This window comes from Pseudomonas sp. Y3 TE3536, assembly GCF_053629175.1.
The window spans coordinates 3,924,033-3,945,464 of the sequence record NZ_JBRJHU010000001.1; the positions used below are offsets into that span (position 1 = coordinate 3,924,033).

General features: G+C 61.1%; 20 protein-coding genes and 1 tRNA gene. 13 read left to right on the forward strand and 8 right to left on the reverse strand.

Translation table 11 applies throughout. The features are described from left to right. Nucleotides 1–849: 849 nt before the first annotated feature. Nucleotides 850–2,175, reverse strand: a complete 1,326-nt coding sequence (aceA, locus tag AB7M33_RS17705) for an isocitrate lyase (protein ID WP_012273289.1) — start codon at nt 2,173–2,175, stop codon at nt 850–852. 490 nt (nt 2,176–2,665) lie between these two features. Then, nucleotides 2,666–3,400, reverse strand: a complete 735-nt coding sequence (locus AB7M33_RS17710) for a secretin N-terminal domain-containing protein (RefSeq protein ID WP_454244231.1) — start codon at nt 3,398–3,400, stop codon at nt 2,666–2,668. A gap of 176 nt (nt 3,401–3,576) precedes the next feature. Here AB7M33_RS17710 and AB7M33_RS17715 point away from each other — a divergent pair, with 176 nt between their 5' ends. Next, nucleotides 3,577–5,019: a SulP family inorganic anion transporter gene (locus AB7M33_RS17715; protein ID WP_454243203.1), complete on the forward strand. Its 1,443-nt coding sequence runs from the start codon at nt 3,577–3,579 to the stop codon at nt 5,017–5,019. 204 nt (nt 5,020–5,223) lie between these two features. Here the strand turns inward: AB7M33_RS17715 and fusA are convergent, their stop codons facing one another. Next, nucleotides 5,224–7,335 (reverse strand): elongation factor G, encoded by a 2,112-nt coding sequence (gene fusA / locus AB7M33_RS17720; RefSeq protein WP_099428753.1) that lies wholly within the window; start codon nt 7,333–7,335, stop codon nt 5,224–5,226. Between the two features lie 73 nt (nt 7,336–7,408). Further along, a complete protein-coding gene (locus AB7M33_RS17725) occupies nt 7,409–7,834 on the reverse strand; it encodes a hypothetical protein (protein ID WP_265967998.1) in 426 nt (141 codons plus the stop codon). Between the two features lie 220 nt (nt 7,835–8,054). Between AB7M33_RS17725 and AB7M33_RS17730 the strand changes: the two genes are divergently transcribed. Next, nucleotides 8,055–8,357 carry a hypothetical protein gene (locus tag AB7M33_RS17730; RefSeq protein ID WP_027592804.1) on the forward strand — a complete coding sequence of 101 codons (303 nt, stop codon included), beginning with the start codon at nt 8,055–8,057 and terminating at the stop codon, nt 8,355–8,357. A 3-nt stretch (nt 8,358–8,360) separates the two neighbouring features. Here the strand turns inward: AB7M33_RS17730 and AB7M33_RS17735 are convergent, their stop codons facing one another. Next, complete coding sequence (locus AB7M33_RS17735; RefSeq protein WP_027592803.1) at nt 8,361–9,605, reverse strand: 2-aminoadipate transaminase; 1,245 nt, start codon at nt 9,603–9,605, stop codon at nt 8,361–8,363. Nucleotides 9,606–9,737: 132 nt separating this feature from the next. Then, complete coding sequence (gene gcvA / locus AB7M33_RS17740; RefSeq protein WP_027592802.1) at nt 9,738–10,634, reverse strand: transcriptional regulator GcvA; 897 nt, start codon at nt 10,632–10,634, stop codon at nt 9,738–9,740. A 255-nt stretch (nt 10,635–10,889) separates the two neighbouring features. Here gcvA and AB7M33_RS17745 point away from each other — a divergent pair, with 255 nt between their 5' ends. Then, on the forward strand, nt 10,890–12,272 hold the full coding sequence (locus tag AB7M33_RS17745) for an amino acid permease (protein WP_027592801.1): 1,383 nt from the start codon (nt 10,890–10,892) through the stop codon (nt 12,270–12,272). A 104-nt stretch (nt 12,273–12,376) separates the two neighbouring features. After that, complete coding sequence (locus tag AB7M33_RS17750; RefSeq protein ID WP_265968002.1) at nt 12,377–12,874, forward strand: PaaI family thioesterase; 498 nt, start codon at nt 12,377–12,379, stop codon at nt 12,872–12,874. Nucleotides 12,875–12,898: 24 nt separating this feature from the next. Here the strand turns inward: AB7M33_RS17750 and AB7M33_RS17755 are convergent, their stop codons facing one another. Then, the gene (locus AB7M33_RS17755) at nt 12,899–13,360 is read right to left on the reverse strand and encodes a hypothetical protein (RefSeq protein ID WP_454243204.1); all 462 of its coding nucleotides are present in this window, start codon (nt 13,358–13,360) and stop codon (nt 12,899–12,901) included. Between the two features lie 196 nt (nt 13,361–13,556). Here AB7M33_RS17755 and AB7M33_RS17760 point away from each other — a divergent pair, with 196 nt between their 5' ends. Next, complete coding sequence (locus tag AB7M33_RS17760) at nt 13,557–14,252, forward strand: glutathione S-transferase N-terminal domain-containing protein (RefSeq protein ID WP_454243205.1); 696 nt, start codon at nt 13,557–13,559, stop codon at nt 14,250–14,252. 105 nt (nt 14,253–14,357) lie between these two features. On the opposite strand, the gene AB7M33_RS17765 is transcribed toward AB7M33_RS17760, so the two are convergent. Continuing rightward, nucleotides 14,358–15,974 carry an inorganic phosphate transporter gene (locus AB7M33_RS17765; protein WP_252825145.1) on the reverse strand — a complete coding sequence of 539 codons (1,617 nt, stop codon included), beginning with the start codon at nt 15,972–15,974 and terminating at the stop codon, nt 14,358–14,360. A gap of 128 nt (nt 15,975–16,102) precedes the next feature. On the opposite strand from AB7M33_RS17765, the gene AB7M33_RS17770 reads away from it, so the two are divergent. From AB7M33_RS17770 to AB7M33_RS17805, 8 genes are all read left to right on the forward strand, one after another. After that, nucleotides 16,103–16,489 (forward strand): DUF488 domain-containing protein, encoded by a 387-nt coding sequence (locus AB7M33_RS17770; RefSeq protein ID WP_454243206.1) that lies wholly within the window; start codon nt 16,103–16,105, stop codon nt 16,487–16,489. 13 nt (nt 16,490–16,502) lie between these two features. Next, nucleotides 16,503–16,934 carry a GNAT family N-acetyltransferase gene (locus AB7M33_RS17775; RefSeq protein ID WP_265968012.1) on the forward strand — a complete coding sequence of 144 codons (432 nt, stop codon included), beginning with the start codon at nt 16,503–16,505 and terminating at the stop codon, nt 16,932–16,934. Nucleotides 16,935–17,055: 121 nt separating this feature from the next. Then, nucleotides 17,056–17,445, forward strand: coding sequence for a helix-turn-helix domain-containing protein (locus AB7M33_RS17780; protein ID WP_454243207.1), 390 nt, complete (start codon nt 17,056–17,058; stop codon nt 17,443–17,445). A gap of 63 nt (nt 17,446–17,508) precedes the next feature. Beyond that, nucleotides 17,509–18,147, forward strand: a complete 639-nt coding sequence (gene gacA / locus AB7M33_RS17785) for a response regulator transcription factor GacA (protein WP_027592794.1) — start codon at nt 17,509–17,511, stop codon at nt 18,145–18,147. Nucleotides 18,148–18,152: 5 nt separating this feature from the next. Further along, complete coding sequence (gene uvrC / locus AB7M33_RS17790) at nt 18,153–19,976, forward strand: excinuclease ABC subunit UvrC (protein ID WP_027592793.1); 1,824 nt, start codon at nt 18,153–18,155, stop codon at nt 19,974–19,976. A gap of 33 nt (nt 19,977–20,009) precedes the next feature. Next, nucleotides 20,010–20,570, forward strand: a complete 561-nt coding sequence (pgsA, locus tag AB7M33_RS17795) for a CDP-diacylglycerol--glycerol-3-phosphate 3-phosphatidyltransferase (protein WP_027592792.1) — start codon at nt 20,010–20,012, stop codon at nt 20,568–20,570. A 63-nt stretch (nt 20,571–20,633) separates the two neighbouring features. Beyond that, nucleotides 20,634–20,709: transfer RNA gene (locus AB7M33_RS17800), tRNA-Gly, on the forward strand. 293 nt (nt 20,710–21,002) lie between these two features. Then, nucleotides 21,003–21,356, forward strand: a complete 354-nt coding sequence (locus AB7M33_RS17805; RefSeq protein ID WP_454243208.1) for a transposase — start codon at nt 21,003–21,005, stop codon at nt 21,354–21,356. Nucleotides 21,357–21,432: the final 76 nt, after the last annotated feature.

Here is a 21,432-nt window from a genome sequence, read left to right on the forward strand (position 1 = left end):
CTGGTGTCGCACATGCAGTGACCAAATGTCGCAGCTGAATCAATCGCGCTGATTTTATGGGTAAACCCGGTGCAAGTAAAATTTCTGTGGCAATTTATTCGTAGGATTAAGAACAAAAATCTTTCGTAACTGGCTGAAAGCCTTGAATTTCGGGCATTGCGCGCGTTTTTGTTAATTATGTTTCTTGCGCGATGTAACGAATTCCTAATTATGTAATGATAATTAATCGCATTGAGATTGGTGCGGTGAAATTCTCCTCTTGTGAGGCTTGCAAAGTTGCCCGGGCGGGTTGGCTACTTGCAAATGCGAAAAAGGCTCGTTCTAACAGCTTCCAGCGCCTTGCGCACCGCTCTGGGTCAATACTTTATCGGTTAAGCCGTGGCGGCCCATGAAGCGGTGGATGTCGCTCAGGTTGTGGAGGGTGGGTTGCTGTTGGGTTGCCACAAGCATAGTCCGGATACTGGGGCCTGCTTTGCCTCCAGCGGAAAGTGAGTGAGGTTGCCAAGCGCAGGTCTTGAGATTATTGGTGATGCGCAAATCGAGCGCCGCCCGCGCGGCGCTTCGCAGCACAAGGCTGCTCCTACATTTGTTTCGGGCCAGTGGGCATGTGGCATTTGCGCGCGACCGCCTTGTTTGCCCGACACAATATCGTGCCATGCGCAAAGGGGCGCGCGCGCCCATTCCACAGGATTGATTGGCCCGAAACAGATGTAGGAGCAGCCTTGTGCTGCGAAGCGCCGCGCGGGCGGCGCTCGATCTCATACGCGCTGAATTTTTCGTGACGATCACTTCAAAAAAAAGCCCAGGGTCCTCACGAACCCTGGGCCTTCCTTCAACAGCCCGCTGTTATCAGTGGAACTGCTCTTCCTCAGTCGAACCGGTCAGCGCAGTCACCGACGAAGCCCCACCTTGAATCACGGTGGTCATGTCATCGAAGTAGCCAGTGCCCACTTCCTGCTGGTGCGCAACGAAGGTGTAGCCTTTGCTGGCATCAGCGAATTCCTGCTCCTGCAGCTTCACGTAGGCAGTCATGTCGTTGCGGGCGTAGTCGTGCGCCAGGTTGAACATGCCGTGCCACATGTTGTGAATGCCAGCCAGGGTGATGAACTGGTGTTTGTAGCCCATGGCCGACAGCTCGCGCTGGAACTTGGCGATGGTCGCGTCGTCCAGGTTTTTCTTCCAGTTGAAGGAAGGCGAGCAGTTGTACGACAGGATCTGGTCCGGGTATTCCTTCTTGATCGCTTCAGCGAAGCGGCGGGCTTCGTCCAGGTCCGGCTTGGCGGTTTCGCACCAGATCAGGTCGGCATACGGTGCGTAGGCCAGGCCGCGGGAGATTGCCTGGTCGAGGCCTGCACGCACTTTGTAGAAGCCTTCACGGGTGCGCTCGCCGATCACGAACGGCTGGTCGTACGGGTCGCAGTCGCTGGTCAGCAGGTCGGCGGCGTTGGCGTCGGTACGGGCCAGAATGATGGTCGGCACGCCCGAAACGTCAGCTGCCAGGCGCGCGGCAACCAGCTTCTGTACAGCTTCCTGGGTGGGTACCAGTACCTTGCCACCCATGTGGCCGCATTTTTTCACCGAGGCCAGCTGGTCTTCGAAGTGCACGCCGGCGGCACCCGCTTCGATCATGTTCTTCATCAGCTCGTAGGCGTTCAGTACGCCGCCGAAACCGGCTTCGGCGTCAGCTACGATTGGCGCGAAGTAGTCGATGTAGCCTTCGTCGCCCGGGTTCTTGCCAGCTTTCCACTGGATCTGGTCGGCGCGGCGGAACGAGTTGTTGATGCGCTTGACCACGGTCGGTACCGAGTCGACTGGATACAGCGACTGGTCGGGGTACATGGACTCGGCCGAGTTGTTGTCGGCGGCAACTTGCCAGCCGGACAGGTAGATAGCCTGGATGCCGGCTTTGACCTGTTGTACTGCCTGGCCGCCGGTCAGGGCGCCCATGCAGTTGACGAAATCTTTTTCTGGGCGGAAGGACGGGTGGGCACCCTGGGTGACCAGCTTCCACAGTTTTTCTGCGCCCTGGCGGGCCAGGGTGTGCTCCGGCTGCAGGGAGCCACGCAGGCGAACGACATCAGCGGCGGTATAGGTACGGGTCACGCCTTTCCAGCGCGGGTTTTCGGCCCAGTCTTTCTCGAGGGCTGCAATTTGCTGTTCGCGTGTCAGTGCCATGGAAATAAACCTCGTCGCATCGATCTTGGGGTAATTGTGCTGATGCTCGGGTGCAGATCAGAGGCCTGGCGGCTGTCCTGTTCGGGGGCGTGCGGCGGCGAACGCGAAGGCTCGAAGGGGAAGGGGGTACAGGCCAGGCGAAGGTGTGCGCTGCAGGTCGGCTCGTGGTTGCCTTGCTGCGGTGCTACGCGATTGCCAGAACTGCGGTGATGCGCTTCCGTCCCTCGGGACAACTTCTTCGTTGCAGTCGCAATCCCGTCGAACCGCCTTGTGGGCCGTATAGACACGAGGCGCCTCCAGGGGTGGGAGGAGCACGCCTCGAAGGCCCTTGCCAGGGCCCCTGATTAGCGGGAGCGAGGCCATCATGCCCTTGAGAAAAAGTACCTGTCAAATGTTTTGTAGTGACTTTTTTCACTTACTACATCTTTGGTCTAATACGACTCGGCAGTCAGTTTCTAGGCCATTGGTCGAGGCCTTGAATTGCCTGGGATCAGTCCAGAAGGTCGACTTTTACACGTAAAGTCATGTTTTCTCCGCGCTGGGTACTGTAAGTGTGGTTTGACGCGCTACGATCGGACTGGCTCTGCTGGTTGAACCCCGCCAAGGTGATCCATTCCCCGAGCTTGCCGGTGACTGTCGTGTCGGTGCTTTGCACGTTCACTACATCTGCACGTTCCTGGCTGATGCGATCATTATTGGTGCTTATTTGCAGACGAACCGTTTCGCCGCTCAGGCTGGGGGTAACGTAGAAACCTTGGGTCACATTGCGGTATTCGGTGTTGCTTTGAATGCGCCCATAACCGTCGGTACTGGTGCTGGTGACCGGGATGCTCTGGCCAACCTGGATCAGCGCGGCCTGGCCTTCGCTGGCCTGAACCTGCTGCATGCCGCCTTCGCGGTTGCTGGTGCCGTAGCGGATGACGTGAGCGTTGCCGCGGGTGTCCTGGAAGTTGCTGTCGTTGTTGTCGACGCTGATCAGTAGGCGCTTGGGCGCGGTGTCCAACTGTTGCAGCAGGCTGCGCAGGTCGTCGATGCGCTCCGGGCTGGCATTGACGATCAGCTTGTTCTCGAAGGCGTTGACGGTGCCGTCCTTGCCGATGAACGATTGTGCAGCGGGCAGCAGTTCGGCGCTGCTGCGGTACTGCAAGGGGAGGACTTCGGTGGCGGCGTGAGCGCTGAGGGTGGCAGCCAGCAGCAAGGAAGTGAAAAGCGGGCGTAGCGGCATGTCCATGATCTCCGCAGTGGGTATCAACATGATGGCAAATTTGCCCAGGTTGTGCAGGTTATGCATCAAGGGGCGGCATCCTGCACTTTTGAGCGGTGGCCGCTGTCAGACAAATTCCGTAACATCGCGCCCCTCGATTGCCAGCCCCTCCGCCTGGACCGCCTCACAGGAACTTCATGAAACCCGTACGACTGCGCGCCGACCTGCTCGCCGGCCTGACCACTTCGTTCGCCCTGGTGCCTGAGTGCATCGCCTTCGCCTTAGTGGCGCACCTCAACCCGCTGATGGGCCTGTATGGCGCTTTCATCATTTGTACCCTGACTGCACTGTTCGGCGGCCGTCCGGGCATGATTTCTGGTGCTGCCGGATCGATGGCGGTGGTGATCATCGCGCTGGTGGTGCAACACGGGGTGCAATACTTGCTGGCCACGGTGCTGCTTGGCGGGGTGGTGATGATCTTGTTTGGCCTGCTGCGCCTGGGCAAGCTGGTGCGCCTGGTGCCTTACCCAGTGATGCTGGGCTTCGTCAACGGCCTGGCGATCGTCATCGCCCTGGCTCAGTTGGAGCACTTCAAGCAGGGCGGCCAGTGGCTCAGCGGTTCGCCGCTGTACCTGATGGTCGGCCTGGTGGCGCTGACCATGCTGGTGGTCTACATACTGCCCAAGCTGACTCGCGCCGTACCGCCCGCGCTGGTGGCCATCCTGGGGGTAGGCCTATTGGTGTACCTGCTGGGTTTGCCGACCCGCACCCTCGGCGACATGGCGCATATCGCCGGTGGCCTGCCGCAAGTGACGCTGCCAGATGTGCCATGGAACCTGGAAACGCTCAAGATCATCGCACCCTACGCGGTGCTGATGGCCATGGTCGGCCTGCTGGAGACCCTGCTGACGCTCAACCTCACCGACGAAATCACCGAAAGCCGTGGCTTCCCAGACCGTGAGTGCGTGGCCCTGGGCGCCGCCAACATGGTTTCGGGCCTGTGCGGTGGCATGGGCGGCTGCGCGATGATCGGGCAGACGGTGATCAACCTCAGCTCCAATGGCCGCGGCCGGCTATCGGGCGTGGTTGCCGGGGTGATGATCCTGCTGTTCGTGTTGTTCTTGTCGCCGCTGATCGAGCGTATTCCGCTGGCTGCCCTGGTGGGGGTGATGTTCGTGGTTGCCCAGCAGACCTTCGCCTGGGCTTCGTTGCGCGTGTTGCACAAGGTGCCGGTGAACGATGTGCTGGCAATCATTGCGGTGACCATCGTCACGGTGTTCACCGACCTGGCCGTAGCGGTACTGTTTGGTATTGTCATCGCGGCGGTGAACTTTGCCTGGCAGCATGCGCGGGAGCTGTATGCCGACAGCCATGAGGAAGCGGGCGGCGGCAAGCTTTATCAGGTACATGGCACGTTGTTCTTTGCCTCGACCGCCTCGTTCCTCAACCAGTTCGATACGGCGAAGGATCCGGCGCAGGTTACGCTGGACTGCCAGCATTTGAGCTTTGTCGATTATTCGGCAGTTGCGGCGCTGAAAACCTTGCGTGAGCGGTATACCAAGGCGGGCAAGCATCTACGCGTGGTGCACTTGTCGGAGCGGTGCAAGAAGCTGTTGAAGCGGGCTGGCGAGCAGCTCTGAGAAGGGTTATTGCCTGCACCGGCCCCTTCGCGGGCAAGCCCGCTCCCACAGGTATGGAGCGGATTCAAGGCGGATGGAGGCCCTGTGAGCTTTGAGAAGGGTTATTGCCTGCACTGATCCCACAGGTATGCCACCGGATTCAAGGCGAATGGAGTTCCTGTGGGAGCGGGCTTGCCCGCGAAGGGGCCGGCACAGGTGAATGAATTATTCCCCGCGGTTCTTCTTCACGATCCCGTCAGCAATGCTGGCCGGTGCCTCGGCATAGCGGATGAACTCCATCGTGTAGCTGGCGCGGCCCTGGGTCATCGAGCGCATGGAAGTGGCATAGCCGAACATTTCGCCCAGCGGCACTTCGGCGCGTATCACCTTGCCGGCTGGCGTCTCGTCGCCATCCTGGATCATCCCGCGGCGCCGGCTCAGGTCGCCCATGATGTCGCCCTGGTATTCCTCGGGGGTCACCACCTCGACCTTCATCACCGGCTCTAGCAGCACTGCCCCGCCTTTTTGCGAGAGCTGCTTGGTGGCCATGGACGCGGCTATCTTGTAGGCCATTTCGTTGGAGTCGACGTCGTGGTAGGAGCCGTCGAACACGGCAGCCTTCAAGTTGATCAGTGGGTAGCCGGCGAGCACGCCATTCTTCATCTGTTCTTCGATACCTTTCTGGATGGCCGGGATGTACTCGCGGGGTACCACGCCACCGACGATCTCGTTGATGAATTCCAGGCCTTCCTTGCCTTCGTCGCCCGGGGCGAAGCGGATCCAGCAGTGGCCGTATTGGCCGCGCCCGCCGGATTGGCGAACGAAGCGGCCTTCGATCTCGCAGGTGTTGCGGATCTTCTCGCGATAGGCCACCTGCGGCTTGCCGATATTGGCCTCGACGTTGAACTCGCGGCGCATGCGGTCGACGATGATGTCCAGGTGCAACTCGCCCATGCCGGAGATGATGGTCTGGCCGGTTTCCTCATCGGTGCGCACGCGGAACGACGGGTCCTCCTGGGCCAGCTTGCCCAGGGCTATGCCCATTTTTTCTTGGTCGGCCTTGGTCTTAGGCTCCACGGCCACGGAGATCACCGGGTCGGGGAAGTCCATGCGTTCGAGAATGATGGGGTTGTTGATGTCGCACAGGGTATCGCCCGTGGTCACGTCCTTCATGCCGATCAAGGCAGCAATATCGCCGGCGCACACGTCCTTGATTTCGGCGCGTTGGTTGGCGTGCATCTGCACCATGCGGCCGATGCGTTCTTTTTTGCCCTTGACCGAATTCAGCACCGCATGGCCGGAACTGAGCACGCCGGAATACACCCGGGCAAAGGTGAGGGTGCCGACGAAGGGGTCGGTGGCGATCTTGAAGGCCAGGGCCGAGAAGGGCTCTTTGTCGTCGGCGTGGCGCTCCAGGTGCTTTTCTTCGTCGTCGGGGTCGGTGCCTTTGATCGCCGGGATTTCGGAGGGGGCGGGCAGGTAGTCGATGACGGCATCGAGCATCAGCGGCACGCCCTTGTTCTTGAACGACGAGCCAAGGATGGTCGGCACGATTTCGTTGGCAATGGTGCGCTGGCGCAGGGCGGCCTTGATCTCGTCGATGCTGAGCTCCTCGCCATCGAGAAACTTCATGGTCAGTTCATCGTTGGCCTCTGCCGCGGCTTCGATCATGTGCGCGCGCCATTCGTCGGCGAGCGCCTGGAGCTCGGTGGGGATCGCTTCTTCGCGGTAGGTGGTGCCGTTGTCGGCATCGTTCCAGTAGATGGCCTTCATCTTCACCAGGTCGATCTGGCCGATAAAGTGCTCTTCGCTGCCGATGGCCAGCTGGATCGGCACCGGGTGATGCCCCAGGCGCTTGTCGATCTGCTTGACCACGCGCAGGAAGTCGGCACCCTGGCGGTCCATCTTGTTGATGTAGGCCAGGCGCGGCACGTGGTACTTGTTGGCCTGGCGCCACACGGTTTCCGATTGCGGTTCGACCCCGTCGGCGCCGCTGAACACCACCACCGCGCCGTCGAGCACACGCAGCGAGCGTTCTACCTCGATGGTGAAGTCGACGTGGCCAGGGGTATCGATGATGTTGAAGCGGTACTTGTCGGGGAACTGCTTGGTCGAGCCCTGCCAGAAGGCCGTGGTGGCTGCCGAGGTGATGGTGATGCCGCGCTCCTGTTCCTGGGCCATCCAGTCCATGGTCGCGGCGCCATCGTGCACCTCGCCCATCTTGTGATTGACCCCGGTGTAAAACAGGATGCGCTCGGTGGTGGTGGTCTTGCCGGCATCCACGTGGGCGACGATGCCGATATTGCGATACAGCTCGATGGGCGTTGTACGGGCCATGGCGGACTACCTGCGGATGGGCGGATTCTCCCACGTTAGCAGACCGGAAGAATCCTGCTTTACCGCCGGGCCGTCAGTCGGCCTGAGCCTGCAGCAGCCATTGGCCGTCCACTTCACGGGCCAGGCCGCTAGCAGGCAGCAGGGCCAGCAAGCGCTCGTGCAGGGCGCCGTCGGTGAAGGTCTTGAGCTTGGCCATGTCCAGCGCGCCGACCAGGTTGAGGTCTTCTTTGTGGTACGACAGCCAGGCTTTTTTCAGCACCAGCAGCACGTCACTGCCTGCGGTGTTGGCGAAGCGGCGGCTGAGCGGGCGGCCTTCGAGGGTGAAGTTGTGCGCGTGGCTGTAGCTGCTCTGGTCGCCACCGTCACGGCAGCGATGGCACTGGCACGGGCCTTCGGCGAACGCGTTGCGCAGGTAAGTGTTGAAGTCCACGACGGGCTTGAGGGACAGGCGTTTGTCGACCTCGAACAGGTCGGCGATCAGGGGTTCTTCGGCGCTCACTCGGGATCCTCGTGTGGTGTGGCGTGCATCGGCGGGCACCCTAACAGATCGGGGCGGGGGAGGCCATTTTGATCTGTTGATGGCGGCCACCCAGGTGCCAGGCATGACGCTGTACCTGTGGGAGCGGGTTCACCCGCGAAGAGGCCAGTAGAGACAACAGACAAAGGCTGCCGTACTCTACGCGCCAAAACGCCTACACATCTAATTGAGGTAACCCCGCTTGAGCAGCAAGTTCCCGTACACCGCCACCGTGACCATCAGCGCTGAAGACCGCGGGGGCGACATCGAGGCCTCGGAAAACCCCAGCATGCGCGTGGGCCTTGAAGCGGTGACCGAAACCCTGAAGAAGGTGCATTTCGTCGGTACGCTCGCAGCTCCCGAAAAGCCGGCCACGCACATCTGCGTTACCCTGGAAAACGGCCTGACCTACTACGGCCCGATCGTCAACGGCCACGCCGAACTCGAAGGGGGCTGGATTGCCTTCGAGTCCGACATGCTCACCCCTGAAGAGCTGGGCCTGTAAGCCTTAGTTCAACTCTGCCAGGCACTGCTCGAGGATATCCAAGCCTTCTTCGAGCACCTCGGCTTCGATGGTCAGTGGTGCAAGCAGGCGGATGATATGCCGCGCCTTGCCGCTGGGCATCAGCAACAGGCCTTTGGCGCGCGCTGCTTCCATGACCTTGGCCAGCTGGGCCGGTGCCGGGCTGCCATCGGCGTTGACGAATTCGATGCCGCGCATCGCGCCGACACCGGTCAGCCGCCCGATGAACGGGTACTGGGCTTTCCAGCGCTCGACGCGGCTGACAATCGCCTGTTCCTGGCGTTCGCCCCAGGTGGCGACGTTCTCGTCGGTCATCTGCGCCAGGCTCGCCAGCGCCGCTGCGCAGGCAATCGGGTTGCCCGAATAGGTCCCGCCCAGGCCACCCTTGGGCAGCGATGCCATCAGTTCTTTACGGCCCACGACCGCACCCAGTGGCATGCCGCCCGCGATGCTTTTGGCCAGCAGCAGCAGGTCGGGCTCGATGCCCAGGCGCGGGAAGGCAAAGCGCTGGCCGGTACGGCCAAAGCCCGACTGGATCTCGTCGATGATGATCAAAATCCCGTGCTCGTCGCAGAAGCGGCGCAGTGCCTGGGCGAATGCTGGGTCGAGGGCGAGGAAGCCGCCTTCACCCTGGACCGGTTCGAGGATGAAAGCCGCCACGTCTTCAACCGCCAGCTCGACGCTGAACAGCCGGTCCATGGCCTTGAGTGCCTGTTCGCAGGTGACGCCGGTGTCGGCACTGGGGTAGGGCAGGTGGTAGACCGGGCCCGGCAGATCGCCGACGCGTTGTTTGTAGGGGGCGACCTTGCCATTGAGGTTCAGGGTTGCCAGGGTGCGGCCATGGAAGCCACCGTCGAAAGCAATCATCGCGCGCTTGCCGGTGGCGCCACGGGCCACTTTCAGGGCGTTTTCCGCCGCTTCCGCGCCACTGTTGGTAAGCATGCCGGCCAGCGGGTAGCTGACCGGGACAAACTCGCTGAGGCGCTCCATCAGGGCAAGGTACGGGCCGTGGGGGGCGGCGTTGAAGGCATAGTGGGTGAGGCGGGTGGCCTGGGCCTGAATTGCCTCGACCACGGCTGGGTTGCAATGGCCCAGGTTGAGTACGCCGATACCGCCGACGAAGTCGATATAACGTTTGCCGTCGGTGTCCCAGACTTCCGCATTCTTGCCGTGGGAAAGTGTAATTGGGTGAACGATGGCAATGGACTGGCTGATACTTTCCTGATTCATGGTGCACGCGGACCTTGTTCGAGTTTCCCACTATCGAAGCGTGCCGGGGCTGTATTGCGCAAACGAATTATTTGATTGCGATCATTCCTTGGATTCGTGATCTTGTAAGATTTTGTGTTACCTGCACTGGGCTCAATCCCCTTCAGCCACTCGCTCGCGAATCCACTGCACGAAGGCCCTGACCTTCGGCACCTCCGCCGCATGCTCGGCATGGGCGATGAAGTGCCTGCCATTGCTCGGCACCGGGTGGTCCCAGGCCACCACCAGCTTGCCTTCGTTCAACTCCTCCGCCACCAGGTACCGCGGAATCAGGGCAATGCCACAGCCGGCGATTGCAGCCCGGATGCACAGGTAGAACGTGTCGAAGCGCGGCCCGTGGTAGCTGTTCTGGCTGTGCAACCCCAGCCCCAAAAACCATTCATGCCAGGCCTCCGGGCGCGATACACACTGCAGCAGGCGGTGCTCGGTCAGCGCCTCGGCGCTGGTGAAACGGTGGTTGGCGAGCAGCTCTGGGGCGCACACCGGCACCACTTCTTCGCTGAACAGCTCGATACACGTCGCCCCAGGCCAGGTGCCCTGGCCGAAGAAGAACGCGATGTCGGCCTTGGACTGCACCAGGTCGAAGGGTTCTAGTTCGTTACGGATATCCAGGTGAATACGCGGATAGCGATCACCAAACCCCTTTAGCCTGGGCACCAGCCAGCGCGCGCCGAAGGTCGGCTGGGTGGCGATGCGAAGCACTTCGGTCTCATCGCCATAGCTGAGGATGTAGCGGCTGGAGATGTCGATCTGGGTGAGGATCTTGTTCACCTCGGTCAGGTACAGCGCACCGGCCGGGGTCAGGTGCAGGCGCCGGCGAATGCGCTGGAACAGCGAGTGCGACAGCATGTCCTCCAGTTGCGCGACCTGTTTGCTGACCGCGCTCTGGGTCAGGTGCAGCTCTTGCGCCGCGCGGGTGAAGCTCAGGTGGCGGGCAGCCGCTTCGAAGCACTGGAGGGCGGTGGTCGAGGGCATCAGGCGTTTGGACATGACAGGCGCGTACCGAGCAAAAAAGGAAAAAGTTCATTCCGAATTGGAATCATGTGCTTCGAAAAGGTCGTTTGTTGACCCAGGCCTATAGATTAATACTGACCTGGATCAACGATTACAACCGGTCGTGCGAAGAGGAGGGAAGTAGCCACCGCCGGCATCTACAAAACAACAAAAAACGCACACCAGAAATTAATAAGAATTCTGCTCCATTTTTTAGCCGTCCCACGACGGCGACCCATTCGAGGGTTCTCCATGGCTTCGCTAGAAAACAAGAAACAGCGGTCCTTGCAGCACGGCCTGACGTCCCGTCAGGTTTCCATGATCTCCATCGCCGGCATCATCGGCGCCGGCCTGTTCATCGGTTCCTCCAACGCCATTGCCACCGCCGGCCCGGCCATCCTCATCTCCTACGCCATGACCGGCCTGCTGGTGCTGCTGGTGATGCGTATGCTGGGCGAAATGGCCATCGCCAACCCCAACAGCGGCTCGTTCTCCACTTACGCCTCCGAGGCCATCGGCCCTTGGGCAGGCTTCACCATCGGTTGGTTGTACTGGTGGTTCTGGGTGCTGATCATCCCGGTCGAGGCGATTGCTGGCGCAGACATCCTGCATGCCTACTTCCCCGGCGTGCCATCGTGGTTGTTCGCCTTCCTGATCATGGTCGTGCTGTCGGGTACCAACCTGATCAGCGTGAAGAACTTCGGTGCCTTCGAGTACTGGTTCGCGCTGGTCAAGGTGGTTGCCATCGTTGCCTTCATCATCGTCTGCAGCCTGGCCGTGTTCGGCTTCTGGCCGTTGGCCGAGGTCTCGGGCGTGAGCCGGCTGTGGGACAACGGCGGCTTCATGCCCAATGGCTTTGGCACTGTGCTGGGTGGCGTGCTGATCACCATCTTCTCGTTCTTCGGCGCCGAGATCGTCACCATTGCCGCTGACGAAACAGCCAACCCGAAAGACAAGATCCGCCGTGCCACCAACCTGGTGGTGTACCGCATCGCCATCTTCTACCTGGCCTCGATCTTCCTGGTGGTGTCGCTGGTGGCCTGGAATGACCCGGCCCTGAAAGCCGTGGGCTCGTTCCAGCGGGTGCTGGAAGTGCTCAATGTGCCGGGCGCCAAGCTGCTGGTCGACCTGGTGGTGCTGGTGGCGGTCACCAGCTGCATGAACTCCGGCCTGTACACGGCCTCGCGGATGCTCTACTCCCTGGGTGCCCGTGGCCAGGCGCTGAGCATGACCAAGCGCATTTCGGGTGCTGGCGTGCCAACGGTAGCGGTCATCTTCTCGACCCTGGCAGGCTTTGCCGGTTGCTTCGTCAACTATGTGTTCCCCGGCAAGGTGTTCGGTTTCCTGCTGTCTACCACCGGTGCCATTGCCTTGCTGGTGTACCTGGTGATCGCCGTGTCCCAGCTGCGCATGCGAGCCCGTGCAGACCGTGAGGGCACGCCGCTAGAGCTTAAGATGTGGCTGTTCCCTTATCTGACCTGGCTGGTGATCGGCACCATCGTCATGGTCCTGGGCTACATGCTGTTCAGCGATGCCTACCGCTACGAGACGCTGATGACTGCCGGGGTGACGCTGTTCATCCTGCTGGTGTCGCTGACCCAGCGGCGCGGCAAGGTGGTCGCACAGACTGCTTGATCCAGAGGGGGGCGCTTGGCGCCCCTTTCTCATTGGCGCTGGCCCAGCGCGGCGCTACCATCGACGCTTGCCTCACTTCCCATTCCAACAAGCACAGGAAGCGTATGAACGAGCACACCCTTTCCCTCCAGCAGTTGGCTGCACCGGAAGGCACCTGCTACGGCTGCGGCTGCTCCCACCCTAGCGGCCTGCACCTGCAAAGCCATTGGGACGCCGACGGCATCCACCTGCTGTGCCGCCACGCGCCGGACAGCACCTTCATCGGCTGGCCCGGCCTGGTTTATGGCGGCTTGCTGGCCATGCTGGTCGATTGCCACTCCAACTGGACCGCCATGGCCTACCACTACCGCAACGAAGGCCGCGAACCGGGCAGCCTGCCGCGTATCGACTGCGTCACGGGCACACTCAACCTCAGCTACCTGAAACCGACCCCCATGGGTGTCGAGTTGCTGCTCAAGGCCCGCGTTGAAGGCGACGTCGGGCGCAAGAGCCGGGTTATCTGCGAGGTCTGGGCAGACGATGTACTCACGGTGACGGCGGACTCGGTGTTCGTTCGGGTCGACACCGAAAAGCTCAAGCGTAAGGCCCACGGCCAGGTTTAAGCGAAGGTTGGCGATGTTTGATGTTTATTGTGCAGCGGAGGTGCCAAACTCGATTTCTCCAGACACCCTGAGGCGTGCTGTTGGAGATGAAAGCTGCAATTCGACAGTTGCATTTAGGTAGGTGGGTGGCTGTTCCGGGTTTGGCGAATTGTCCAGTGCTGTAACAATTAGCCTGCCCGTCCCATTCTCATTACTGAGGGAGGTAAAGGCATCAGAGTAGCCGGCGGTGTGCAAAGTTCCTGGTGCGATTATGAATTCGCCTTTTGCGAGGTACTGGTCTTGCAGTTCTACATAGAAATGATGAACGAGTTGGTTTTGTGGGGCCATGATGAAGCCCCCCAACAAATACCTGGTCAGCCATAAGGTGGAATAATTTTCGAAGCAGAGAGTGCGGCCGGTATCAAGGTTTACTACTTCAAGTTTGATGCGCCCGTCGCGGGTCTCTTTTGCCAATGATTTTGCAGCGATTTCTTTTATATCGATCATGGTTTATACCTGTCTTAAGGGAGAGGGAACTGCGAGGCGAATTTTAGGAGCGATAGCCAGGATGAACTACTCGTAGATATGCGAGGTAGCCACCTTGGAAAGCGCACATGTAAAGTGGCTTGGCGAAAGGCCGGTGATGGCCAGCCGCGCGGGATGTCACTAAAGTAACAGCTCCATTCCCCAGGCAAGGTTGACCATGACCGATCTGAGTGCATTCCCCATCACCCGCAAATGGCCCGCCCAGCACCCCGAGCGCTTGCAGCTGTATTCGTTGCCGACGCCGAATGGGGTCAAGGTGTCGATCATGCTCGAAGAGATCGGCCTGGCGTACGAGCCGCACAAAGTCAGCTTCGACAACGATGACCAGTTGAGCCCGGAGTTCATCTCCCTCAGCGCCAACAACAAGATCCCCGCCATCCTCGACCCGAACGGCCCTGGCGGCCAGCCGCTTCCGTTGTTCGAGTCGGGCGCGATCCTGCAGTACCTCGCGGAAAAAAGCGGGCAGTTGCTCAGCCAGGACCCCGCCACCCGTTACCAGACCCTGCAGTGGTTGATGTTCCAGATGGGCGGCATCGGGCCGATGTTCGGCCAGGTCGGGTTCTTCCATTTCTTTGCGGGCAAGGAATACGAAGACAAACGCCCGCGGGATCGCTACGTCAACGAATCGAAGCGCTTGCTGGGTGTGCTGGACCGCCACCTGCAAGGCCGTGAGTGGATGGTCGACGCATACAGCATCGCTGACATCGCCATTTTCCCTTGGGTGCGCAACCTCGTGGAGCGCTACAACGCCCGTGAGCTGGTCGGGTTCGATGCGTTCAAGGAAGTGCAGCGGGTGCTGGCGACGTTTTTGGAGCGGCCGGCGGTTCAGCGTGGCCTGAAAATCCCTGCATGATCGGGCATCCCTGAACCTGTGGGGGCGGGCTTGCCCGCGAATGCTGTGGTAGGTCCACCATCACATTCGCGGGCAAGCCCGCTCCCACAGGTTCTTTATTGCAGCCTAGAAAATCTGGTTAAGAAGCCAGTACAGGCTACCTGCCAGCAGCATTGCCGCGGGCAGGGTCAGCACCCATGCCATCAGTAAGTTGATCAACGTACGCTTCTGAATCCCCGAGCCGTTGGCGACCATGGTCCCGGCCACACCCGAGCTCAGCACGTGGGTAGTCGAGACCGGCAGCCCGAACATGTCGGCCGCCCCGATGGTGCACATCGCAACCACCTCCGCCGATGCGCCTTGGGCATAGCTCAGGTGGGTCTTGCCGATCTTCTCGCCCACTGTCACTACGATGCGCCGCCAGCCGACCATGGTCCCAAGCCCCAGCGCGATGGCCACGGCCACCTTGACCCACAGGGGAATGTAGCGCGTGGCATCGTCCAGCTGTGTCTTGAACAGTTGCACATGGCTGCGGGTGTCGGCATCGAAGTTTGTCAGCTGGTGCTTGTCGAGCAAGCGGATGGCTTCGCTGGTCAGGTACATGTCATTGCGTACGTTGGCCATGGCTTCGGCCGGCACGCGCTTGAGCGAACCGTAACCCTTCACCTCTTCGCCGATCATGCCGGTGAGGGCGGCCAGGGCAGGTACCAGTTGCGGGTTGGGCTTGGGTTCGGCGATGAACGCGGTCAGCGTTTGACGCGGGTCTGCGGGCGCTGCTTGCGGGTCATGGCGCACCAGGGCCTGGCGCGTCACTTCGGCCACGGCCGAAAACTGCAGGGCCTGCTCGCTGGGCATGGTCTTGTTCAGTGCATACGCCATCGGCAGCGTGCCGACAAGAATCAGCATGATCAGCCCCATGCCTTTTTGCCCATCGTTGGAGCCGTGGGCAAACGATACCCCGGTGCAGGTCAGGATCAGTACGCCGCGGATCCACCACGGTGGCGGCGTCTGGCCTTCCGGCGCCTGGTACAGCTCTTTGCGCTTGACCAGCGCGCGCAGCGCCAGCAGCAACAGGGCCGCGCAGGCAAAGCCGATCAGTGGCGAAAACAGCAGGGCATACCCCACCTTGCTGGCTTGGGTCCAATCCACGCCGCTGGTGCCGTCGCGCCCATGCATCAGCGCATTGGCCACGCCTACGCCGATGATCGAGCCAATCAGCGTGTGCGAGGAGGACGCCGGCAAGCCCAGCCACCAGGTGCCCAGGTTCCAGATGATCGCGGCCAGCAGCAGGGCGAAGACCATGGCGAAACCGGCCGAAGAACCTACCTGCAAAATCAGCTCGACCGGCAACAAGGCAATGATGCCAAAGGCCACCGCGCCGCTGGAAAGCAGCACCCCCAGGAAGTTGCACAACCCCGACCAGACCACAGCCACCGGTGCCGGCAAAGAGTGGGTGTAAATAACCGTGGCGACGGCGTTGGCGGTGTCATGGAAGCCGTTGACGAACTCGAAGCCCAGGGCAATCAGCAGCGCCAGGCCCAACAACAGGAAGGGGGTAACGGTGGTGATCACCGTGCCGCTGGCGCTGACGTCCTGTTTCAGGCTCCAGGCGGTGTAGGCGATGCCTGCCAGTAGCAGGCCGAAGAACAAAACCAGGGTGGCACGCCCGGGCTTGTGGGACAGCTGCGGGCGGGAATCGCGTTGGGCCAGTGGCGGCTGGCTGGCCAGGGACGGGGTTGCCATGGGGGCTCCGGTTGGCGTCGGGCGAAGGTGCCGAAGGCTGTGAGCTTAGGAGCAATTCGTGACCGGTCCGTGACCTCGGTCAATGAATTCACTAGGCTCAAGACAGACGGTAAATGCGGGAGAAAGCCATGATCCGCTGCAAACGTGTCTACGAAGCAGCCGCCGGCGAAGATGGCCAGCGCGTGCTGGTCGACCGCCTGTGGCCGCGCAACAAACGCAAGGAAGACCTGCAGGGCCAATGGTTGCGCGAGGTGGCACCTTCGGACGAATTGCGCAGGGCGTTTCACCAGGGTGAAGTGGATTTTGCCGGTTTCACCCAGCGCTACCAGCAACAGCTGGCCGCCCACCCCGAGCACTGGTACCCACTGCTGGACCTGGCGGCCAAAGGGCCGCTGACCTTGCTGTATGCCGCCAAAAACACCGAGCACAACAATGCCCAGGTACTCGCCGAGTGGCTGGAGGATGAGCTGGAACGCCGTGGCCCAGGCAGCTCGCCGGTGTGCTACGCCACCTGAGCAGTGCACAATAATGGCCATGAACCTCGTACCTGCCACCGACGCCTACCGCAGCTTTGCCCGCGACCTTACGCGCCGGGCCATGCTGCCGTACTACCGTGAGTTCGACCTGTTGTGGCTCGAAGACGCCTTCGATCAGGCCTGGGGCTGGCGCGAGCAATGGCTGGTGATGGAAGGTGACACGGTGCTGGGCTACTGCAGCCTCAGCCAAGACCGCCAGGCACTGTTCATTCGCGAGTTGCACCTGCTGCCCCAGCACCGCGGGCGCGGTATCGGCAGTTGGGTTTTGGAGGCGCTCGCCGGTTGGGCCAAGCAGCGGCGCGTGCCACTGCTGCGTTTGATGGTGTTCCGCAGCAACCCGGCCAGGCAGTTGTATCGGCGCAGGGGCTTTGTCGAAATGGGCGAGGATGAGTGCTTCGTGCGCATGCAGCGCGCAATCGACTGATAGCTCAGTGATGGCTTGTCGTGGCCGGTGACCATGGGCATAGTGGACCCAGGAATTTACAGCTGCTTACAGGAAGATGAGCGGCGTTGGATGGTGTCTAGGGACTAAGGAGATGCACCCTATGAATGGATTCGGTCCGCGACTGCGGGAAGAACGTGAGCGGTTGGGGATGACCCAGCGGGTGTTTGGTGACATTGGCGGGGTCGAGCCCAATGCCCAGGGTAAATACGAAAGTGGCGAACGCACGCCGCGTGCCGATTACCTGGCCGCAGTGGCCGCCCATGGCGTGGATGCCCTCTACGTGCTCAGCGGTGTGCGCACCCCGGTGCCGTTGGAAAACATGACCCAGGATGAGGCCGAATTGCTGGGGGCCTTTCGGCAATTGCCGCTCGCCGATCAAGCAGCGCTCTGGCACTTGCTGGGGCGTTTGTCAGGTGAGGTTAAAAGCCGCGAAACAGTGAGGCCTTTCACACTTGGCCGTCAGGCCTATCTGACAGAAGTTTTGCGTTAGGCCCGCCATGAAAAATTTTGTTAAGGTGGCGGGATCCAATCGCCCTGTAGACGAGGTGTGTGCTTGATTAGGGTCTTAGTGGTCGATGATCACGATCTGGTACGAACCGGTATTACACGCATGCTGGCCGACATCGACGGCTTGCAGGTGGTGGGTGAGGGGGATTCAGGGGAGGCGGCGCTGAAGCTGGCCCGGGAACTGAAGCCGGACGTCGTCCTGATGGACGTGAAAATGCCGGGCATCGGCGGCTTGGAGGCTACCCGTAAACTGTTGCGCAGCCACCCCGACATCAAGGTGGTCGCGGTCACCGTGTGCGAGGAAGACCCATTCCCCACGCGCCTGCTGCAAGCCGGCGCGGCCGGTTACCTGACCAAGGGTGCCGGGCTCGACGAAATGGTCCAGGCCATTCGCCTGGCCTTTGCCGGCCAGCGCTACATCAGCCCGCAAATCGCCCAGCAATTGGCGCTGAAGTCGTTCCAGCCGCAAGGCTCGCCGTTTGATGCTTTGTCCGAGCGGGAAATCCAGATCGCCTTGATGATCGTCGGCTGCCAGAAGGTGCAGATCATCTCGGACAAGTTGTGCCTCTCGCCCAAGACCGTCAATACTTACCGTTATCGGATCTTTGAAAAACTCTCGGTCACCAGCGACGTCGAACTGACCTTGCTGGCCGTTCGCCACGGTATGGTTGACGCAAGCCTGTAAACCTCATGCCCCAAGCTTTTGATGCCAGCGCGTTCCTGGCGACCTGCAGCGGTCGCCCGGGCGTTTACCGTATGTTCGACGCCGAGGCGCGGCTGCTCTACGTGGGCAAGGCCAAAAACCTCAAGAAGCGTCTGGCCAGCTATTTCCGTAAAACCGGCCTGGCGCCCAAGACCGCCGCGCTGGTGGGCCGTATCGCCCAGGTCGAGACCACCATCACCGCCAACGAGACCGAGGCGCTGCTGCTGGAGCAGAACCTGATCAAGGAATGGCGGCCGCCGTACAACATCCTGTTGCGCGACGACAAGTCGTACCCTTATGTCTTCCTGTCTGACGGCGACTTCCCGCGCCTGGGCATCCACCGCGGTGCAAAAAAAGCCAAGGGCCGTTACTTCGGACCGTACCCCAGCGCCGGCGCCATTCGCGAAAGCCTCAGCCTGTTGCAAAAGGCCTTTTCGGTGCGCCAGTGCGAAGACAGCTACTACGCCAACCGCACCCGGCCCTGCTTGCAGTACCAGATCAAACGCTGCAAAGGGCCGTGTGTCGGCTTAGTCGATAAAGATGAGTACGCCGACGATATCCGCCACTCGGTGATGTTCCTCGAAGGCCGCAGCCAACAGTTGGGCAACGAGCTCAATGCCGAAATGGAGAAGGCCGCCATGGCCCTCAATTTCGAGAAGGCCGCCGAACTGCGCGACCAGATCGCCCTGTTGCGCCGCGTGCAGGACCAGCAGTACATCGAAGGCGGTACCGGCGACGTCGACGTCATCGCGGCCTTCGTCAACCCCGGTGGCGCCTGCGTGCACCTGATCAGCGTGCGCGGCGGGCGGGTGCTGGGCAGCAAAAACTTCTTCCCACAGGTGGGCATCGAGGAGGAGGTGGCTGAAGTCATGGCCGCGTTCCTGTCCCAGTACTACGTGGGCAACGCCGAGCGTGAGCTGCCAGGCGAACTCATCGTCAACGTGGTGCACGAAGACTTCGAAGCCATCAGCGAAGCACTGCAGACCCTACGCGGCCGCGAGCTGACCATCACCCACCGGGTGCGCGGCACTCGGGCCCGCTGGCAGCAATTGGCCGTGACCAACGCCGAACAGGCCCTCAACGCCCGCCTGGCCAACCGCCAGCACATGGCCGCGCGCTTCGAGGCCCTGGCCCAGGTGCTGGGCCTGGACGAAGTGCCGCAGCGCCTGGAGTGCTACGACATCAGCCACTCCAGCGGCGAAGCCACCGTGGCCAGCTGCGTGGTGTTCGGCCCCGAAGGCCCGATCAAGTCCGACTACCGCCGCTTCAACATCGAAGGCGTCACCGCCGGTGACGACTACGCCGCCATGCACCAGGCCCTGACCCGCCGCTACGGGCGCATCAAGGACGGCGAGGGCAAGTTGCCCGACGTCTTGCTGGTGGACGGCGGCAAAGGCCAGTTGAACATGGCCCGCGACGTGATGCAGGAGCTGGCCTTCACCGACCTGACCCTGCTCGGCGTGGCCAAAGGCGTGACCCGCAAGGCCGGTTTCGAAACCCTGTACCTCAACGACGTGCACCACGAGTTCACCCTCAAGGGCGACTCACCGGCGCTGCACCTTATCCAGCAGATCCGCGACGAAGCCCACCGCTTCGCCATCACCGGCCACCGTGCCCGCCGCGGCAAGGCCCGTCGCGTGTCCAGCCTGGAAGACGTGGCCGGGGTCGGCCCCAAGCGCCGGCGCGACCTGCTGAAACACTTCGGCGGCCTGCAAGAGCTCAACCGCGCCAGTATCGATGAGATCGCCAAAGCCCCCGGCATCAGTAAAAAGCTTGCCGAGTCGATTTATGCCAGCCTGCATAGCGAGTAGAATGCCGGGCTCAACCCGCAGCCAGTCGTACCGATGAATATTCCAAACCTGCTCACCGTTCTACGCGTCCTGCTCATCCCGATCTTCATCCTGCTGTTCTATATGCCCTATCACTGGAGCTATATGGCCGCCAGCAGTGTGTTTGCCGTTGCCGCCGCCACCGACTGGCTGGACGGCTACCTGGCGCGTCGCCTGCAGCAGAGCACGCCGTTCGGTGCCTTCCTGGACCCAGTGGCAGACAAACTGATGGTCGCCGTGGCGCTGGTGCTGCTGGTGCAGGTACACGCCAACTTCTGGCTGACCTTGCCCGCAGCGGTGATCATCGGCCGCGAGATCGTCGTTTCGGCGCTGCGCGAGTGGATGGCCGAACTGGGGGCGAGGGCGCACGTGGCGGTGTCCAACCTCGGCAAGTGGAAGACCGCCGCACAGATGCTGGCGCTGGTCATTCTGCTGGGCAACCCACCTGCGGTGACGATGTGGGTGATTCTGGGTTACGGCCTGCTTCTGGTAGCGGCAGGGCTGACGTTGTGGTCGATGGCGCATTACCTGCTGGCCGCCTGGCCGCACTTGCGCGAAGGCTCGGAACAAAAATAAAACTTTTTTGAATCAAGGGGTTGACGCCGTTTTAGATATCGCTAGAATGGCACCCATCACGACGCGGGAATAGCTCAGTTGGTAGAGCACGACCTTGCCAAGGTCGGGGTCGCGAGTTCGAGTCTCGTTTCCCGCTCCAAATTCGATCCTCAGTGCGTCGCTGGGATCACAAAGAAGAGGCCTTAGGGCCTCTTTTTTTGTGCCTGGGATTTGGCGTTTGGTGCGCGCTGTGGGGTTTGTCCTGTGCTAGTAGGTGCTGGCTTGCTCGGGCGCCGGACTGTGGTAGTGGGCCGTAACGCGGTTCAAGTGTATTTCAAGTGTGCATGGCTTCATGCCTAATCAGGATTTTTTCTGCCCACTGAAGCCGAGGGCGGGCTGCCCCTGTTCGCTCGGTCAAGCCAGGTTACCCTCAATCAAAACGACAGAGGTTGTGTGAGTCGTAGTCTTGGGGAGCCGCTGTTCATCGCCATCGCTGCCCCAATCGGTGAAGTCATCGCGCCAGCATCGAAGCACCGAATTCCTCGCGTCCTGAGGGAAATCGACGCATCAGTTCCTGCTGAGATGCCGATTCACCTGATCATGGATAACTACCCAACACACAAAATCGAAAAGGTCAGGGCATGGCTTGCGGGGAGGCCGCGCTACAACATCTACTTCACGCCGACTTCGGCGTCATGGCTTAATTTGGTTGAGCGATTTTTCTCAACGCTGAGCGAGAGGTGGATCAAGCGCCAGGCCCATGTCAGCGTCAAGGAGCTTGAAGCGTCGATCGAGCACTACCTGTAAACCTACAACCAAAGCCCGAAGCCATATCGGTGGCATAAAAAGGCCGAGGACATCCTTGCCTCAGTCACCCGCGCGG

Bases quoted from the DNA above. Each gene is read 5' to 3' on its own strand.
- aceA (WP_012273289.1), bottom strand. From the start codon at position 2,175: ATGGCACTGACACGCGAACAGCAAATTGCAGCCCTCGAGAAAGACTGG.
- AB7M33_RS17710 (WP_454244231.1), bottom strand. From the start codon at position 3,400: ATGCCGCTACGCCCGCTTTTCACTTCCTTGCTGCTGGCTGCCACCCTC.
- AB7M33_RS17715 (WP_454243203.1), top strand. From the start codon at position 3,577: ATGAAACCCGTACGACTGCGCGCCGACCTGCTCGCCGGCCTGACCACT.
- fusA (WP_099428753.1), bottom strand. From the start codon at position 7,335: ATGGCCCGTACAACGCCCATCGAGCTGTATCGCAATATCGGCATCGTC.
- AB7M33_RS17735 (WP_027592803.1), bottom strand. From the start codon at position 9,605: ATGAATCAGGAAAGTATCAGCCAGTCCATTGCCATCGTTCACCCAATT.
- gcvA (WP_027592802.1), bottom strand. From the start codon at position 10,634: ATGTCCAAACGCCTGATGCCCTCGACCACCGCCCTCCAGTGCTTCGAA.
- AB7M33_RS17745 (WP_027592801.1), top strand. From the start codon at position 10,890: ATGGCTTCGCTAGAAAACAAGAAACAGCGGTCCTTGCAGCACGGCCTG.
- AB7M33_RS17750 (WP_265968002.1), top strand. From the start codon at position 12,377: ATGAACGAGCACACCCTTTCCCTCCAGCAGTTGGCTGCACCGGAAGGC.
- AB7M33_RS17755 (WP_454243204.1), bottom strand. From the start codon at position 13,360: ATGATCGATATAAAAGAAATCGCTGCAAAATCATTGGCAAAAGAGACC.
- AB7M33_RS17760 (WP_454243205.1), top strand. From the start codon at position 13,557: ATGACCGATCTGAGTGCATTCCCCATCACCCGCAAATGGCCCGCCCAG.
- AB7M33_RS17765 (WP_252825145.1), bottom strand. From the start codon at position 15,974: ATGGCAACCCCGTCCCTGGCCAGCCAGCCGCCACTGGCCCAACGCGAT.
- AB7M33_RS17770 (WP_454243206.1), top strand. From the start codon at position 16,103: ATGATCCGCTGCAAACGTGTCTACGAAGCAGCCGCCGGCGAAGATGGC.
- AB7M33_RS17775 (WP_265968012.1), top strand. From the start codon at position 16,503: ATGGCCATGAACCTCGTACCTGCCACCGACGCCTACCGCAGCTTTGCC.
- AB7M33_RS17780 (WP_454243207.1), top strand. From the start codon at position 17,056: ATGAATGGATTCGGTCCGCGACTGCGGGAAGAACGTGAGCGGTTGGGG.
- uvrC (WP_027592793.1), top strand. From the start codon at position 18,153: ATGCCCCAAGCTTTTGATGCCAGCGCGTTCCTGGCGACCTGCAGCGGT.
- pgsA (WP_027592792.1), top strand. From the start codon at position 20,010: ATGAATATTCCAAACCTGCTCACCGTTCTACGCGTCCTGCTCATCCCG.